This is a genomic window from Paenibacillus chondroitinus NBRC 15376 (assembly GCF_004000765.1).
Lineage (GTDB): Bacteria > Bacillota > Bacilli > Paenibacillales > NBRC-103111 > Paenibacillus_E > Paenibacillus_E chondroitinus.
The window spans coordinates 1-14,978 of record NZ_BILW01000052.1 but is presented as its reverse complement, the minus strand read 5'-3'; the positions used below and the strand labels follow the sequence as shown (position 1 = coordinate 14,978).

The window sequence follows — 14,978 nt, the reverse complement described above, 5'->3', positions numbered from 1 at the left end:
AGGGGAACAAAAAGTGTATAATTCACTTTAACAATTTCCCCTTTTGGAGAAGGAGGTGGAACATGCAGCTGTTAACTCATTTTTTGGAGCTGCGTGCCAGCTTTGCCCATGACATAGAGCACGAACCGCAGCCTATTACGTTAGAAGAATTATCGGAAAGAATGTATTGCACGACACGGAATGTCAAGATTTTGCTGAAAAAAATGATGGAGCAGGACTGGATTTCCTGGAAGCCCGGAAGAGGCCGAGGGAACGTATCCGAGCTGACATTTCTGGTTTCGGCGGAGGACATGGTGTCCCAACAGGCGATGGAACTGGCGGCACAAGGGGATTATCGAGGAACGATTGAACTCATCCACCAATTGGGCAGGGGAGAGTCGTTACAGGACTCTTTTGTCGACTGGCTGTTCAGCTACTTCGGCTATCGCGCGGTTGTTCAAGAGGAGTGCTCCAGGGATACGCTCCGTTTCCCGGTGTACAAATGGCTGGTATCGCTGGATCCGGCTTTTTCTTTTTTTGCTTTTGATACACATTTGATGAATCAAATTTTCGACACACTCGTTCTTTACAACCCAAGTACGATGGTAGCCGAGCCGCATTTGGCGCATTACTGGGAGAAAAGTGAGGACGGTCTTCACTATACGTTTTATTTGCGAAAAGGCGTCCTGTTTCATCATGGCAGAGAAATGACGGCGAACGACGTGTATTACTCGTTGTCCAGAGTCAAGGAACTTGGCGCGAAGGCTTGTCAAGGGTGGATGACGGAAAGCATTGAGAACATGCGGGTGCTGAACCGAAGCGCTATTGCGATTGAACTGAAGCAGCCCAATGAGCTTTTTCTGCAGCAGCTGGCGCATACTTCTTTAGCAATCGTGCCGGAGGAGATTTGCCGGGATAACGAAAACATATTCGGGCGAATGCCGATAGGGACCGGGCCGTTCAAACTAGAGCGAAATGATGATTTCATCTGTAAGCTTCGGGCATTTGACGGCTATTTTGGGGTCAGGCCGCATTTGGATCAATTGGAAATTTGGCTGCTGCCGCATGAACTGTCCGAGGTTGGACCCAGCTGGGATATGGTGCAGGTGTTGTGCGATCATACGAATTCCCGTAAACCGGCCGGTGCCGTCGGCAAAGATATCGAATGGCATCAGATTGAGCAGTCGATCCTCGGCTGCAGTTTACTAACGTTTAATGAGGGTAAAATGGGGCCGCAACGCCATCTGAATTTCCGCAAGGCGATTGATTTGGTCATCGATCGGGAAAGGATGATTGAACAGCTTGGAGGCTTCAGGGAAGCACCGGCCAGCTCTTTTTTGCCAACGATGAATCTCAAACGTACGTCAGCAGAGTACCGTACCGATGTGGAGGAGGCGAAACGCCTGCTTGATGAGATGGGGTACAACGGCGAGCCGATTCAAATGTACATTTACAGCAACAACAGTGAAGATGCCCAGTGGATTGGTGCGCAGTGCGCCAAAGCTGGAATACGCATCGAGCTCACCACCCGAGGCATGGGGGAAATGATGCAGCTGAACACGATTCACGAGGCCGATCTCATTTTTTATCACATTTGTCTGGAGAGTGAGTACGATCTTCATATTATTCAGACGCTGAAACAGTGCAACAGCTATGTTCGGGCTCACTTAAGTCCGGAACGTATGGGATGGATCGATGCGGAAATCGACCGGATTCTCACGATTGCATCCCGGGACGAAAGGATTAAGAGACTTCATGAGGTAGTTGAGGTGCTTCAGGAGGAGAAAACATTTTTGTTCGTTCTTCACCGCTCTCAGCAAACGACCTATCATGATTCGATCAAAGGCGTATGTATTAACGATTTGGGTTGGGTTGATTTTCGGAAAATATGGTTCACGCCTAGTACTTGATAAATCTTGGCTTATCTGGAAATACTCTTGGTAACAATCATAAATGACCAGGAGGGCATGGGTATGGGCAAAATAAAAGAGGCTAATCTTGTTCGATTTCTTGAACGTCACGATGTGTGGTGCGCAGATGTCGAAGTCATCGCTGAAGGTATCTCAGGTACGCTGGTTGTTGAATTCTCGTCGACCAAAGGGAGTCAATTCGAGATGAGTCATGTGTACCGCAAAAACATGTCCCGTGAAATTGATTGGTATGATAATCATTTGCACAATGACTATGAAGACGTTTCCAAAGAGTTGTTCGGAACGAAATCCCATGTATCGAAAAAATGGGGGAAACGCGAAGACTTTGAAGAGGAAATCCTTGCTTTCGAATCTATTCGCGAAGAGTTGAAAGAGCATTTTCAGCTTAGCCTTACAGCAGCCTTATTTCATACGGAAGATGTGGAGGACCAAACCTACTTGCATTAATTTTTTTGTTCCTACCAAATAAAAAAACGACCGTTAAGGTCGTCTGTTTCTAGGTTCGTAACGGTTTTCCATCGCCATCCAGCGACCATTCGCAACGAAAAAACCAATAAAAAAGAACAAAACTAAACGAATAGGCACCCAAACTAAGCTAATCTCATGCGTGTTTAGTAATTCAATGATGCTAAATAAGGCCGTAAGCCCAACACCCCAGGGGAGAAGGCCGAAATTCACTAAATATTTGTTTCTGCCGAGCTGCTTTCTTTTTAGCCAAATGGCCTTGCGTGGATCCTCGTTCATATCGAAACTCCCTTTTTCTTTTTATTATAGCATTGCTTGAAATAAATCTCGAATCAGTATTCATAAGAAGCCTTCATTCATATGCTAGTCATAGGACGGAAGCTTTTTTTATGGAAGAGATGACCAAAGTCCTCATATTATGGTAGTATAAGGAAGTTGAAAGGAGGTATCGCTTTGCTGCTTAAATTTCTTGCTTTTGGCCTGTTATGGCGACTTGTCGGCAATCCATTCCTTGCACTTCTTATTCTATTAATCATTTTATATGTGTTAGATAGAAGATTTATCGGATTAACGCCGAATATTTTTAAGCCATTTCAATTAAGGCGCAGGGCGTCGAGGCTACGAACGGAATTGCATGCGAACCCGCATCATACGTCTGCGAAACTGGAGCTTGCAAGGAACCTGCTGCAGCGCAATAAATTCCAAGAAGCGCTTCCTTACTTGGAACAAGCGCTGCCGATTATGGAGGACTCCGCAGATGTACATTACGAAATCGGACTTTGTTATCTGAAGCTGGGGGATTTGAAAAAGGGAGAGAGCTTCATGCTCCAAGCAGTAGCGCTGAACCCGAGGGTGAAATATGGCGAGGCCTATTTACGCCTAGGGGAAGCTTTAGCCCCTGTTGCACCCGAAAGAGCTGCGCAGCTCATCGAGCAGTTCCGTGATCTGCACTCCTCTTCGGTTGAGGCCTATTACCGGCTTGGCTTGCTGTATCAGCAGCTTGGGCGCAGCAATGATGCGAAAGCAACGTTCCGCGAAGCGCTGGACATTTACCGCGGCTTGCCGCGATACAGCCGCAGACAGCAGCGTCGCTGGGCCATGCTCGCTCGCTTCAAATGAAAAGGTTCCGCTGCTAAGCGGAACCTTTTTTCATAGCTGCATACATTCGTATGAGCAGCCAAGAGCCGAGCACGCCGATGAAGAATGCGGCGATGGTGTGCAGATCATAGAGCCAGAGCTGATCCTGGTTCGGCGTGAGGCGCCCCCAGAGCGTAAGCAACGCAGGGTGCACAAGATAGATGCCGAAAGAAGCGGCTCCTAATGCAGTGAGCACAACGCTAAGCCTCGGGCTATCGGCAAGACGCCTTAGCGACCATTGGACGGCCCATAATGGAATCGCCATGCAATACACGAGGAGCGCCAGTTCAAACCAACTATTGCCGAAGCTCGTCCGACCATACTGATGCAGAAGAAGCATCCCCACGAACGTGGAGCCTGCAAGGAACATGATACTCCCAGTTAAGTGTCTGTAACGTTCAGACCAGGCAGCAATGGCCGAATAATGAATACCCACGAAAGCTCCAAAGGCGAAAAGCGCGGTGTAGCTGACAAAAAGCGAGGCATATTCCGGCAGGGGATGCACTTCATGATGAATAACGTAGGCTCCGGCTTGAATGACGATACCTATCGGAATTAGCGCTCGGCGGACCCAAGTTAACCTTCTCACCACTGAGATCAGAAGCGGGAACAAAAGGTAGAACTGAACAATGATGACCATATAATAGAGATGATAGCTGGCATTCCCGGAAATAAGCAGTTTGATGAAGTAAATCATGTCAAATCGAACGGTTCCATGAAACATAAATTGGTTAAACAAATAATAGAAAAGGGACCACAATACATAAGGAATCAGGATTCTCTGAAGTCGTTTTGTCCAGAAAACACGCGACATTCCTGGGCCCCATCGATCGTAATACGTATAAAAAAGTACGACGCCACTGATCCAAATGAATAGCGGCACGGTGAATAAACTGGCTTTGTTCAGGATGAAAAAGATGGCTTGCGAGCCGCCCCCAATCGGAAGCAGCGTAGCGCCCGATGTGCTGTGAATAAGCACGACGGCGATGATGGCGATTGCGCGGATGAGGTCGATCTCGGGTAGTTTGGGTCTTGACGGCATGACGGTATTCTTCTCCTTTTTTCACTTTGTCCAATGTAACATGAATGAAAAAGGAGGACAATACACATCAATTAATCGCGATAAGCAACAAAACTGTCTGGATCCAGCAGCTGCCATTCGGATGGAGGCGACCCGAAATCAGGGACGTTCAACATTTCGCCTTCCCGTTTGGAGGATTCATGAGCGACCAACCCTGGCACCAAGTAATCCGCCGCCCGCCAAGCGTTATTTGGCGGCAATTTTTTCGTGTAGATGGCTTTCAAATAATCATCAACAAGGAATTGATGCGAGCCGAAGTGCCCGTTAGGAAGTCCCTCAAAGGTATGAGGCAGACGGAAGCTGTGATGCACCTTGGCAAGGCTGGCATGGAAATCGTTTTGCAGCGTTTGATTCATATTGGCATCGCTCACATGTACATACCGATCCTTGCAGGCAAGCTGTGGTGTCAGATTCTCGACCGTCCCCCATTTGAGAGAAGTCCACGCAGAACCACCCGCATGCTCCTCATAGCTGCCGGTTGTTCCGAACATGCTCATATATACGCTGTTGTTCCCTCCCCAGCCTACTCGTCGGAACTCATTGAGTCGCATCATTCCGCCATCTGAGGTACGCACTAGAGCGCTCTGATTGCTGAATGTATTGTCCCATAGGTTAGCCCCTTCCCGAAAAATGCGATCCTCATGCTGGTCGACATAGCCCAAACAGGATACCTTGGTCGCCTTAGCTCCGGTAACAGACAGAACCATAGAGACGGAATGCGTCGGATAATACATCGGCGGAATGCCGGCCACTTGTTTCCAATCCTTCCCGCCCGAATATTTGAAAGCATCGTAGAACCCATGCGACATATCATGCAAATACTGAGCTTCACCGTAGACAAAGTTGCCGAAGTGGCCCGCTTTGAATTGGTCCCGGCAGTAAACCGTAGAGGGGTAGTAATAACTTGTCTCCCCAGTCATGTAGATTAATCCGGAACGCTGCACTTGCTGGATAATGGCGGATATTTCCTCTAAGCTTTGCGCCATCGGCACAGCACAATAGACATGCTTGCCAGCCTGCAGAGCTTGTATAGTTTGAGGGCCATGCAGATGTCTTTGTGTAAAAATAGCAACGGCATCCACATCGCTGCTCAGCAGCTCCTCCAATGAAGCGTAAGTCTGTTTGAGGGAAAAAGCTTTTGCGAATTTTTCGCGGCGATCCTCGTGCAATTCCGCCAAAACAACCTCATCCACATAAGGATGAGCTTGAAACAGCTGTACGAAGCATTGTGAAAATTGGCCAGCCCCAACAATCCCTATTTTCATACCCACGAGAATTCCTCCTATTATGAAAGCTTCAAATTCTGCTTCCCATATGTGCGACATCTCTTTTATTGTAAGGAGGTTTCTGTACCATGTATTTAGTCCAAAGTAACAATATGGTTTCCAAAATCACAGTAAGATGAGCTGGTCTTTTGCAGCAAGAGTGCTTGCTTGACGCTCTACAGCTAGCGCGATACACTATATAGAAGTGAAAACAGCGAAAGTCAAGAGGGTGATAGTACATGAGTTACGAATATCTCATGCAAGCGGTATTGTTAATTTTCCTGGTTATCATTACTTTTTTTGCAATGTTGATTTGGACGAAATGGCGAAAAAGAGGACGGAGATAGACGATGTATTTTATTAATCATGAACAGATTGATGCGCGTATTCAGTTTCTTTCGGATTTGACCGATGCAGTCAAACAGTTGGAGCAGCAGTGGGAGCAAGGCGATAACGGTCTCGTTTGGCAGCTGGCTCAGGAGCGGGTACTCCACTTGGCCATTGAAACCGTGACCGATGTGGGCAGCTTGTTGATCGACGCATTTATATTAAGAGATGCGAGCAGCTATGAGGACATCGTTGAAATCGTACACGGCGAAGGTGCCTATTCTGAATCTTTGACAGCTACGCTGCTTGAACTTGTTAAACTGAGAAAGCCGCTCGTGCAAGATTTTGTGGACTGGAACCGTCAAGCGCTGCATCCCGTTCTGTCTAAGCTTCCTGCAGCATTTGAAGAGTTTGGTGCGAGTGTTAGGGCATTTATCAAGAGTGAATTGGAATAACATACATAGATGTTTCTTAATTTACAACTTCGATATGATGCTGTAAAATGAAGCATAATGATTGTTCCGAGGGTAGGTGAGCTAATGAATCAAACACTTGAGACATCCACGCGCAAAGTGATTCTTTCCATGCTCAAAACTGGGGGACCTCTCAGTGTTCAAGAGATGTCCAAACAGCTCGGAATTACGGAGATGGCCGTCAGGCGGCATATTCATTCTATGGAGAAGGACGATCTGCTCGAAACGAAGCTTGTCAGGCAGGCGATGGGGAGACCTACGAATGTCTACACATTAGCTCCCAAGGCAGATGAATTATTTCCCAAGAAATATATGCAGTTGACTCTCGATTTACTGGATGAGTTACTTGAAGATCAAGGGCATGAGAAGATAGAGCGGCTTTTTGAAGGCAGACAGGATAAACTTGAGTCTCGCTACCAGCCGCGCATGGTGGATAAGAACTTGGAAGAGCGCGTAGCTGAATTAGCGCATATCCAGAACGAAAACGGGTATATGGTTGATTGGGCGCAAACAGGTGCCGACGCCTATACGTTCAGCGAGCATAATTGCCCGATCTCCCAGGTGGCGAATACGTTTGGTCAAGCCTGCCAGTGTGAGCTTGCTTTGTTCCGAAATTTGCTGGACGCGAACGTGGAGCGCACCGAATGCTTAGCCAAAGGCGCGAACAAGTGCGTCTATATTATTAGCAAAAAATAAATAAGGCTGTTCCAGAAGGTAGAATACTCCTGGGACAGCCTTTTCTTGTAGTTGCTAACTTTGTCAACCCTACTAACCCCATGGGAAGGGAAACCACCTTGCGCGCCTCGCCAGCCAATTCTAACGGACTCCACAGACGCTAAAAGCGTGAAAATCGTCCTGTTTCAATTCTAACGGACACAGGAGCCCTTAATTGCTGATTTCGGGGCGAAATCATGATAGAAACAAGCTAATAGCGGCGCTGGAGTCCGTTAGATTTCCAAAACGGCTATATTTCGCCGAATAAGAGCCGCAGAGTCCGTTAGACGGTCGGAGTCGTTGGCACACCGTCCGATCACTACTAACGTTGCCTGTCCGGCAGGCACTCGTTCCGCTCCGTTCAATCTCATCTTGTACTGATCCGTTGCGTTCAGCCCTGTTCAGCCCTGTCCAGCAAATCCGGACCTTTCGGTCGCCCCGATCCAAGGGGAAACCACCTTGTTCGCCAACATGCCAGCTAATTCGTTCCGTCCGTCCCCAAACCGCGCAGGAAAGAATCAAATTTGCGGCTGATCCGCCGCTCCTACTAGTCCAGCACTTAGCGCGAAGCCGCAATAAGCCGGGCAGCCTTGTCCGTCACCCATTCGAAGCGGCCGGCTTCGATTTCTTTTAAATTAATCAGCGAGCCGCCGATACCAAGCCCATAGCAGCCCAGGTCAAGAAATTGTTTAATGTTCTCTTCGGTAACGCCGCCAACAGCCATCATCGGAATATGGTCAAGCGGTCCCATTAATTCCTTGATATAGGAAAGCCCCAGGCTCGCGCTCGGGAAAATTTTAATCGCTGTAGCGCCTGCTTTCCATGCTTTGACGACCTCGGTCGGTGTCATCGCTCCAGGGAAAATCGGAACCCCCTCACGGCTCGCATAACGAATGACGTCCTCGTCCAAATTCGGCGTTACCAGAAAAGAGGCGCCTGCTTGTACAGCTTTTTGCGCATCCTCTACATCGAGTACGGTGCCAGCGCCAATATACATTTGTTCGCCCAACTTCGCCTGCAACTCGCTAATCATCGTCAAAGCTCCGGGTGTGTTGAGCGTCACCTCCATAACGGTAACTCCGCCCTTCAAGAGTGCTTCCGCTACGGAAAAAATGTGAGCTTCTTTCACGCCACGAACAATGGCGATAATGCGCGTTCGTTCAATTTCCTTCAATCCTTGTTCTCGGTTCATGCGGCTCCTCCAGAAGTTCGATTTGCTTTTCATTATGACAGGTCCCTGAAATTTTTCCAGTTTTTTTGTGTCAAAACAAGCTGCTCCTACCTATACTGTAGTAATTCATAGGCATTCGTCTAGAAGCCGCCATCAATCAACGCAGTTTGCAGACTCGGGAGGTGCCCGTCATGACATGGATGGAGATTAGTGCAGTTAGTTCGGCTGTCGCTTTTATTGTGCTCGTCGTTTTTGCCGTTCGCATGCTGATTACTGCAAAAAGGATGTTACAACAACTAAGCGATACGGTTGCTCAAACGGAACAGCATGTAGCCAAAGCAGCAGGGGAGGCTGAGCAATTGCTGAACAAAGCGGGCCAGCTGACCGAAGAGGTGCACATGCAGGTGCTGGCATTAGAGTCAACCGTTCAATCCATCGAGAAGACTGGAGCAGCTATAGGGGATGTCGCTTCGGTCCTTCGCAAAGGTGCACGCATGATGAGTGATTCGCTTAACGGTGCGGAAAGGGTTGTACATACCCACCAGAAGCGGATAGAGGACGTCATGGAGTGGGCAACGACGGGGTATGAGCTGTGGCAGAGGTGGCAGGCGAATCGGAAAGCCAAATCAGACCATTAAGGAGTGGATTTCACATGGCAAGCGAAAAAAAAGGTAAAGATCTTCTCATCGGTGCGATTGTTGGAGGTTTACTGGGCGCAGCGACAGCTCTGCTGTTCGCACCGAAATCCGGACGCGAGCTTAGAAACGACATTGCGGAGAATGCCAAAGTCGTTAGCGACAAGACGGTTCAGCTGGCTACTTCGGTCTCGCAAAAAACGCAAGAGGTTGCAAAATCCGTTAGCACCACAACATCTGATATCGTAGGCAAAGCAAAAGACACGGCAACAAATGTGGTGGGCACGGTTCGTTCCTGGAAAGAGTCCAAGATTGACGATGCGGAATTGCAAGATGATGTCGAAACATCTGAAGCGGCAGAAGATTTAGTCATTCTAGGAAATCGCTAAAATATAACAAAAAAGCAGCAAGCTCATTGAATTCGAGCTTGCTGCTTTTTGCCTTTACCACTTCGATGGATCAATCTTGCGAATATCCAAGCCTTCCCATACGTTTTTGATGGGAGCCGTTTCCGGATGTTCAAAGACCAGCCATGCCGTAGGAAGATACCTCTCCCCGTATTCACTGGATGGCTTGTTGATGATGGCATTATTGTGCACAAGAACAGTAGAAGCTCCACCGTCTAAATTAGCGGCTGTGACAGCGCCATGCGCCAGGAAAATCTCCTGAATATCGTACAGCGTTGCTCCTATGCTGTGCGTCTGCCTGCCGTCGATGACGGCGAAAAGAATGGAGCCGTCTTTCGTTTGCGCCATGCTGGTACGCGGAGCAATCCCCCAGCCGTCCGCTTGGCTTTTGATTTGTCCAACCCCGTTGACAATGAACCGCGGGGAAAAGGAAACAGCTTCCTGAACTCCCATAGCCACCAGCTCGGAGACTTTATATTTGCCGGCGATCATACGGCCTTCTTTATCGATGCCAACCACTTGCACAGTGCCGTTCATGCCTTTGTCATTGTAAAAGATTTTGCCGCCGGACATGACGATGCCTTCCGGTTGGAACCCGTTCCCCTCCCAGTTCGGGTCGATGAATCCTCCGCCGTTAACGCCGAGGATCGCTCCCGTTCTTTTGACCATGGAGGATACTTTCTCGCCTTTGCCTACTTTATCAGGAACGGCAATGCGAAGCTTCTTTGGATCAGAAATCGTGACAAGCTGCCCTTTGAAGTTCGTCCCTGAAATGGGTTCAATGGTGACGAGTTCCTTCTTGACGGCCGCCGTCGGGGCTGTAGAACTCACAGGCTCAATCTGTACGATGCCTTTATCTTTCTCATCGCCCATTTCGTCAAACTTCTTCCAATAAGCTTCTACGCGTTTCTGCAATTCCTCGGAGCCAATTAAATATTTGGCCCAATCGCGATGCTGGGTTGTAATCAAAGTATCGGCCATCATGAGCCGAACAGTCGTACCTGACGCTGTAAGGAAAAACCAACATAAAGACAGAATAGAAAGAAGGACAAAACTAAAAATCGTATACAGAAATAAACGCAAGCCCACAGAACGTTTTCTGTTCTTTCTCGCTAGTCGAGATGGTGTGGAGGCGGTCTGTTGAACAGCCATGAATTCTTTACCAATCCTCTCTGCCAAAAAATCAATGCAATCAACCTTTATAGATAGACGAAAAAAAAGGAGTAAAGTTTCATTCTTCATGAACTTTACTCCTTTTTAACAATTTGTATTAGATTGGGCGCTTTACTGAAGACAGCAATGAATCTGCTGCAGAAGGACGCTCGTAATGAAATTCCAAGCCCTTTCCCGTATTCCGGGCTACGCTGCGAATAATGAGATCGTGGTACTTCTTTTGTCGGATGGCGGCAATAACAACAAATTTTGAAATGCCTAGCGTGTCAAAATAAAGTTTACCTTCTTTTTCAATATATTTTTGCACATGATTCATATTAACGAAAAGGTCGGTATCCATCTTTTTAAAGCCCATTTCTTCGAGCTTATCCAAGAAAAGACTGAAATCAAGCAACGAGTTTACAGCTTGGCTTATACGTTCAAAACGAGTGTGATAAATCATTTCTTTCGAGCTGACTTCAATAAATAATGTATCGTTCATGGAAACCGGTTCCTGCAAGGCTTCTTTACTGCTTGCTTGCTCACTCTCGTTCTCGAGGTAGCCAGCTTTCTCCATTAAATCGGTGTATGGAATGTTGTAGGCATCCGACAGCTTTTTTAACGTAACAGGCGATGGGTTGATTTTCTCATTGGTCGAGCGATTGCGCTCCAGTTCCAAATCTCTGATGTAGGCGTGTGAAAGTCCGCTTTTGTTAGCTGCTTCGCGCAGGGACATTTTGCCCCGTAAGCTTTCCAAAAATTTACCGAATCCTTCTAATTGCTTCATAATGATGAATCCCTCCATATTGTTTAATTGTAAATGAGTTTGGTGGAAATGAAAATGTTTACGCTTGAATTGGTGCTATTTCCCTGAAATCCCTGCCATGCGGGCTGCGTGCATATTTATGCTTGGCGATTGGAAAATTAGTAGCATCATCATGGAAAGAGGCTGATCGCATGGCAAGAGATTTACCCATTGGGAACGGGAATGTACTCATTAATTTTGACGCTGCTTATAATATTCGTGACATGTATTACCCTTTAGTAGGTCAAGAGAATCAATCTAGCGATCATCTTTCACATTTTGGTATTTGGTGTGCGCGAGATTTCTTCTGGATCGACCATCCGGAAGTTTCGAAAAAGCTGAAATACCTAGAAGATTCGCTGGTTACGAACGTTGAATGCGCTCATGAGAGATTGGGATTAAGTTTCGTTATTCGAGATGGTGTAGATGTTCAACAAAATGTTTTTTTACGCAAAATAAAGATGGAAAACCAGTTTGATGAGGAAAGAGAGATCAAACTTTACTTTCATTTGGATTTGCAAATCTATGGCAACGGTGTCGGCGATACCATTTATTTTGACCCGGAGCTAAATTCGCTTCTGTTTTATAAAGGGCATCGTTATATGTCGTTGTCGGGTTTATCTCCGGATGTCGATAAGCCGTATCCCAGCGGTTATGCAACGGGGCAGAAAGGCATACATGGCCTTGAAGGGACATGGCGTGATGCGGAAGACGGCCATTTAGGGGGAAATCCGATTGCACAGGGTTCTGTTGACGGGACGCTTGAGTTGACCATGACGCTGCCTCCCAAAAGCTCGAAAGAAGCGTGGTTCTGGGTTTGCTTCGGCCATACGAAGCAGGAGGTCGAGCGATTGGAAAACTTGCTGCGCACAGAGTCCCCACAAGCTTTGCTGCAGCGCACCCATGATCACTGGGTAAGATGGGTCAACCAGGATGCTCATCAGCTTAGCTTGCTGAAGCCGGAATTGGCTTCCTTTTACAAAAGATGCCTGTTGATCACTAGAACGAATGTTGACAATCGTGGCGCCATTATTGCAGCAAATGACTCGGATATTTTGAAGTTTGCCAAAGATACCTACTCCTATATGTGGCCGCGGGACGGGGCGCTGGTATCTCATGCCTTAGACCGGGCTGGGTATTATGAGCTGTCCAGGAAATTTTTTGATTTTTGCATAAAAGTATTGACGCCTGAAGGGTATCTCATGCACAAATACAATCCCGATAGCTCCGTAGGCTCAAGCTGGCACCCATGGGTGGACGGTCAAGGGAAAAAGCAGTTGGCCATTCAAGAAGATGAAACGGCACTTGTTCTGTATACGTTGTGGCATCATCACAAGCTGGCCGGCACGATAGAACGTTCCCGTGAAGATTACGAGAAATTTGTGAAACCCGCTGCGGACTTTCTCGTTCATTATCGGGATGCTTCCGGGCTTCCGCTGCCCTCCTACGATCTCTGGGAAGAGCGCTATGGCGTGCTAGCCTTTACCGTCGCCTCTGTCTATGCGGGTCTGGTTGCTGCCGCTCGTTTCGCCGATTATCACCAGGATAAAGCGCGGGCCGTTTATTATGCCGATATCGCGAATCAGGTGAAAAAGGCTGCCGAACAGCAGTTGTTTGCGGCTGACCAGAATCGTTTTTTACGAGCTTTATATTGGAGTTATGATGAAAATAAATATGTGCCTGACTATACGATGGATATGAGTATGTACGGGTTATTCGATTTTGGATTGTTCGAACTGGAGGATCCAAGGATCGTGGCGACGATGAAGATTCTAAAAGAGAAATTGTGGGTACATACGGATATCGGCGGCATCGCCAGGTATGAAAATGACTACTACCATCAGGTGACGAATGATGTCGCTAAGGTGCCAGGCAATCCGTGGTTTATCTGTACGCTTTGGTATGCGGAATGGCTGGTGGCCTCGGCAAAAGTGATTGAAGATTTGCAAGAAGCGGAAAATCTGATGTTCTGGGCAATACGGCATGCGCTCCCCTCAGGCACAATGGCGGAGCAGGTGCATCCGTTCACAGGCGCGCCGCTTTCCGTTTCACCTTTAACATGGTCGCACGCTTCTTTTATCAAAGTTACGCAAGAATATTTATCTAAACTAAAAAAAATGACCTCGACAGGAACCAAACAAGCGGCGGATGCCAGTGAAGACAAAGTGTTGGAGCCAATTGTTCAATAGTTGGGAGGAGATGATGAGATGAAAGCGATTCGCGTCAAACAACTGCGGCAAGGTAACCCTTCGATTGCGCTGGAAACCGTGGATGATCCCGTGATAACTCATCCGCAAGAGGTAATTGTCAAGGTGTTGGCAGTAGGTTTAGACGGCACGGATAAGGAAATTTTGCAGGAAAAGTACGGCGTTCCCCCGCAAGGGGAGGACGACTTGACGACAGGCCATGAATCTTTAGGGGTTGTTGCAGAAGCTGGCGCAGAGAGCGGATTCCAAGCAGGAGATCTCGTGACCGCCATTGTCCGGCGGCCCTGCCGGAATCAAAGCTGTGTTAATTGCCGGAACGGTCACTCAGACTTTTGTCAAACCGGGGAATTTGTGGAGCGTGGTATCAAAGGCGCCCACGGTTTCCTCTCCGAATATTACAGAGAAGACGGCCGTTATCTCGTACAAGTTCCTACGGATCTGCTCGAACACGGCGTTCTGGTTGAGCCGCAGAGCATTGTAGAGAAAGTGTGGGATCAGGTGCTGCGCGTACAGCAGCGGCTGATCTGGGAGCCGAAGACAGCGCTCGTCCTTGGCTCAGGCCCGTTAGGGCTGCTTGCTGCTATAACGTGCAGGCTGCTCGGCTTGGACGTGTACGTTTGGTCGAGATCCCCGCAGGATAGTCTGCAAGCGAAGCTTGTTAAGGACTGCGGGGGCGTGTATCAAACCGCGGACGAAGACGGCGGTTTGACGGCTTACGCGGAGGGACTCGGTAAGCCGATAGATTTTGTGCTCGAATGCACGGGCTTCAGCCCGCTGGCCTTCGAGGCTATGGCTGTGCTGGCGCCGAATGGCGTGCTGGCGCTGCTTGGGGTCACGCCAGCTGACCGCAAGCTGGAGATTTCCTCCGACATGCTCAATCAGAGCATGGTGCTGGAGAACAAATGCGTGATCGGTTCGGTGAACGCGGCACGCAAAGATTTTGAGACAGCCATCTATCGGCTGCAGCAGATGGAGCGGGTGTACCCCGGTTGGCTTGACCGGCTGGTCACCAACCGGATGAAGCTGGAGGCCGTGCCGAAGCTGGACTTTGCGAGCATCCCGATCAAAGCGGTCGTCGACATCGTTCCGGTGGAACAGTGGCGCGGCCTGGTGAAACAAACGAACGAAGTTGAGTACAGCTTTTCGGTATGAATAGAGCCAAGCAGGTTGGGAAGCGCCTGCTTGGCTTTTTATGTTTCGCGAAGTTAAGCGTGTTTTACGCCGCTACG

16 protein-coding genes are annotated in these 14,978 nt (G+C 48.2%); 9 read left to right on the top strand and 7 right to left on the bottom strand.

What is annotated here, in order from left to right:
• Nucleotides 1–62 precede the first annotated feature (62 nt).
• Nucleotides 63–1,889, top strand: a complete 1,827-nt coding sequence (locus PCH02S_RS31490; protein WP_127458060.1) for an ABC transporter substrate-binding protein — start codon at nt 63–65, stop codon at nt 1,887–1,889.
• 63 nt (nt 1,890–1,952) lie between these two features.
• The gene (locus PCH02S_RS31485; RefSeq protein WP_127458059.1) at nt 1,953–2,357 is read left to right on the top strand and encodes a hypothetical protein; all 405 of its coding nucleotides are present in this window, start codon (nt 1,953–1,955) and stop codon (nt 2,355–2,357) included.
• Nucleotides 2,358–2,390: 33 nt separating this feature from the next.
• On the opposite strand, the gene PCH02S_RS31480 is transcribed toward PCH02S_RS31485, so the two are convergent.
• Complete coding sequence (locus PCH02S_RS31480) at nt 2,391–2,654, bottom strand: hypothetical protein (protein WP_127458058.1); 264 nt, start codon at nt 2,652–2,654, stop codon at nt 2,391–2,393.
• Between the two features lie 174 nt (nt 2,655–2,828).
• Between PCH02S_RS31480 and PCH02S_RS31475 the strand changes: the two genes are divergently transcribed.
• The gene (locus PCH02S_RS31475) at nt 2,829–3,494 is read left to right on the top strand and encodes a tetratricopeptide repeat protein (protein ID WP_127458057.1); all 666 of its coding nucleotides are present in this window, start codon (nt 2,829–2,831) and stop codon (nt 3,492–3,494) included.
• A gap of 13 nt (nt 3,495–3,507) precedes the next feature.
• On the opposite strand, the gene PCH02S_RS31470 is transcribed toward PCH02S_RS31475, so the two are convergent.
• On the bottom strand, nt 3,508–4,554 hold the full coding sequence (locus PCH02S_RS31470; protein WP_127458056.1) for an acyltransferase: 1,047 nt from the start codon (nt 4,552–4,554) through the stop codon (nt 3,508–3,510).
• Nucleotides 4,555–4,625: 71 nt separating this feature from the next.
• Nucleotides 4,626–5,858 carry a Gfo/Idh/MocA family protein gene (locus tag PCH02S_RS31465; protein WP_246069335.1) on the bottom strand — a complete coding sequence of 411 codons (1,233 nt, stop codon included), beginning with the start codon at nt 5,856–5,858 and terminating at the stop codon, nt 4,626–4,628.
• A 350-nt stretch (nt 5,859–6,208) separates the two neighbouring features.
• Between PCH02S_RS31465 and PCH02S_RS31460 the strand changes: the two genes are divergently transcribed.
• The gene (locus PCH02S_RS31460; RefSeq protein WP_127458054.1) at nt 6,209–6,640 is read left to right on the top strand and encodes a DUF86 domain-containing protein; all 432 of its coding nucleotides are present in this window, start codon (nt 6,209–6,211) and stop codon (nt 6,638–6,640) included.
• Between the two features lie 84 nt (nt 6,641–6,724).
• The gene (locus tag PCH02S_RS31455; RefSeq protein WP_127458053.1) at nt 6,725–7,354 is read left to right on the top strand and encodes a helix-turn-helix transcriptional regulator; all 630 of its coding nucleotides are present in this window, start codon (nt 6,725–6,727) and stop codon (nt 7,352–7,354) included.
• Nucleotides 7,355–7,605: 251 nt separating this feature from the next.
• Here PCH02S_RS31455 and PCH02S_RS35995 read toward each other — a convergent pair whose 3' ends face one another.
• Together PCH02S_RS35995 and PCH02S_RS31450 are read right to left on the bottom strand one after the other, a co-directional pair.
• The gene (locus tag PCH02S_RS35995; RefSeq protein ID WP_164819813.1) at nt 7,606–7,743 is read right to left on the bottom strand and encodes a hypothetical protein; all 138 of its coding nucleotides are present in this window, start codon (nt 7,741–7,743) and stop codon (nt 7,606–7,608) included.
• A 188-nt stretch (nt 7,744–7,931) separates the two neighbouring features.
• The gene (locus PCH02S_RS31450) at nt 7,932–8,564 is read right to left on the bottom strand and encodes a bifunctional 4-hydroxy-2-oxoglutarate aldolase/2-dehydro-3-deoxy-phosphogluconate aldolase (RefSeq protein ID WP_127458052.1); all 633 of its coding nucleotides are present in this window, start codon (nt 8,562–8,564) and stop codon (nt 7,932–7,934) included.
• Between the two features lie 170 nt (nt 8,565–8,734).
• On the opposite strand from PCH02S_RS31450, the gene PCH02S_RS31445 reads away from it, so the two are divergent.
• Both PCH02S_RS31445 and PCH02S_RS31440 read left to right on the top strand, forming a co-directional pair.
• On the top strand, nt 8,735–9,181 hold the full coding sequence (locus PCH02S_RS31445) for a DUF948 domain-containing protein (protein WP_127458051.1): 447 nt from the start codon (nt 8,735–8,737) through the stop codon (nt 9,179–9,181).
• Between the two features lie 14 nt (nt 9,182–9,195).
• On the top strand, nt 9,196–9,567 hold the full coding sequence (locus PCH02S_RS31440; protein WP_127458050.1) for a YtxH domain-containing protein: 372 nt from the start codon (nt 9,196–9,198) through the stop codon (nt 9,565–9,567).
• 54 nt (nt 9,568–9,621) lie between these two features.
• On the opposite strand, the gene PCH02S_RS31435 is transcribed toward PCH02S_RS31440, so the two are convergent.
• Nucleotides 9,622–10,737 carry a phosphodiester glycosidase family protein gene (locus PCH02S_RS31435; RefSeq protein ID WP_127458081.1) on the bottom strand — a complete coding sequence of 372 codons (1,116 nt, stop codon included), beginning with the start codon at nt 10,735–10,737 and terminating at the stop codon, nt 9,622–9,624.
• 118 nt (nt 10,738–10,855) lie between these two features.
• Nucleotides 10,856–11,524 carry a helix-turn-helix domain-containing protein gene (locus PCH02S_RS31430; protein ID WP_127458049.1) on the bottom strand — a complete coding sequence of 223 codons (669 nt, stop codon included), beginning with the start codon at nt 11,522–11,524 and terminating at the stop codon, nt 10,856–10,858.
• 170 nt (nt 11,525–11,694) lie between these two features.
• On the opposite strand from PCH02S_RS31430, the gene PCH02S_RS31425 reads away from it, so the two are divergent.
• Entirely contained in the window at nt 11,695–13,731 is a 2,037-nt protein-coding gene (locus PCH02S_RS31425) for a glycoside hydrolase family 15 protein (RefSeq protein ID WP_127458048.1), read from the top strand.
• An 18-nt stretch (nt 13,732–13,749) separates the two neighbouring features.
• Nucleotides 13,750–14,901, top strand: a complete 1,152-nt coding sequence (locus PCH02S_RS31420) for a glucose 1-dehydrogenase (protein WP_127458047.1) — start codon at nt 13,750–13,752, stop codon at nt 14,899–14,901.
• Nucleotides 14,902–14,978 lie beyond the last annotated feature (77 nt).

Bases quoted from the DNA above. Each gene is read 5' to 3' on its own strand.
- PCH02S_RS31490 (WP_127458060.1), top strand. From the start codon at position 63: ATGCAGCTGTTAACTCATTTTTTGGAGCTGCGTGCCAGCTTTGCCCAT.
- PCH02S_RS31485 (WP_127458059.1), top strand. From the start codon at position 1,953: ATGGGCAAAATAAAAGAGGCTAATCTTGTTCGATTTCTTGAACGTCAC.
- PCH02S_RS31480 (WP_127458058.1), bottom strand. From the start codon at position 2,654: ATGAACGAGGATCCACGCAAGGCCATTTGGCTAAAAAGAAAGCAGCTC.
- PCH02S_RS31470 (WP_127458056.1), bottom strand. From the start codon at position 4,554: ATGCCGTCAAGACCCAAACTACCCGAGATCGACCTCATCCGCGCAATC.
- PCH02S_RS31465 (WP_246069335.1), bottom strand. From the start codon at position 5,858: ATGAAAATAGGGATTGTTGGGGCTGGCCAATTTTCACAATGCTTCGTA.
- PCH02S_RS31460 (WP_127458054.1), top strand. From the start codon at position 6,209: ATGTATTTTATTAATCATGAACAGATTGATGCGCGTATTCAGTTTCTT.
- PCH02S_RS31455 (WP_127458053.1), top strand. From the start codon at position 6,725: ATGAATCAAACACTTGAGACATCCACGCGCAAAGTGATTCTTTCCATG.
- PCH02S_RS35995 (WP_164819813.1), bottom strand. From the start codon at position 7,743: ATGAGATTGAACGGAGCGGAACGAGTGCCTGCCGGACAGGCAACGTTA.
- PCH02S_RS31450 (WP_127458052.1), bottom strand. From the start codon at position 8,564: ATGAACCGAGAACAAGGATTGAAGGAAATTGAACGAACGCGCATTATC.
- PCH02S_RS31445 (WP_127458051.1), top strand. From the start codon at position 8,735: ATGACATGGATGGAGATTAGTGCAGTTAGTTCGGCTGTCGCTTTTATT.
- PCH02S_RS31440 (WP_127458050.1), top strand. From the start codon at position 9,196: ATGGCAAGCGAAAAAAAAGGTAAAGATCTTCTCATCGGTGCGATTGTT.
- PCH02S_RS31435 (WP_127458081.1), bottom strand. From the start codon at position 10,737: ATGGCTGTTCAACAGACCGCCTCCACACCATCTCGACTAGCGAGAAAG.
- PCH02S_RS31430 (WP_127458049.1), bottom strand. From the start codon at position 11,524: ATGAAGCAATTAGAAGGATTCGGTAAATTTTTGGAAAGCTTACGGGGC.
- PCH02S_RS31425 (WP_127458048.1), top strand. From the start codon at position 11,695: ATGGCAAGAGATTTACCCATTGGGAACGGGAATGTACTCATTAATTTT.
- PCH02S_RS31420 (WP_127458047.1), top strand. From the start codon at position 13,750: ATGAAAGCGATTCGCGTCAAACAACTGCGGCAAGGTAACCCTTCGATT.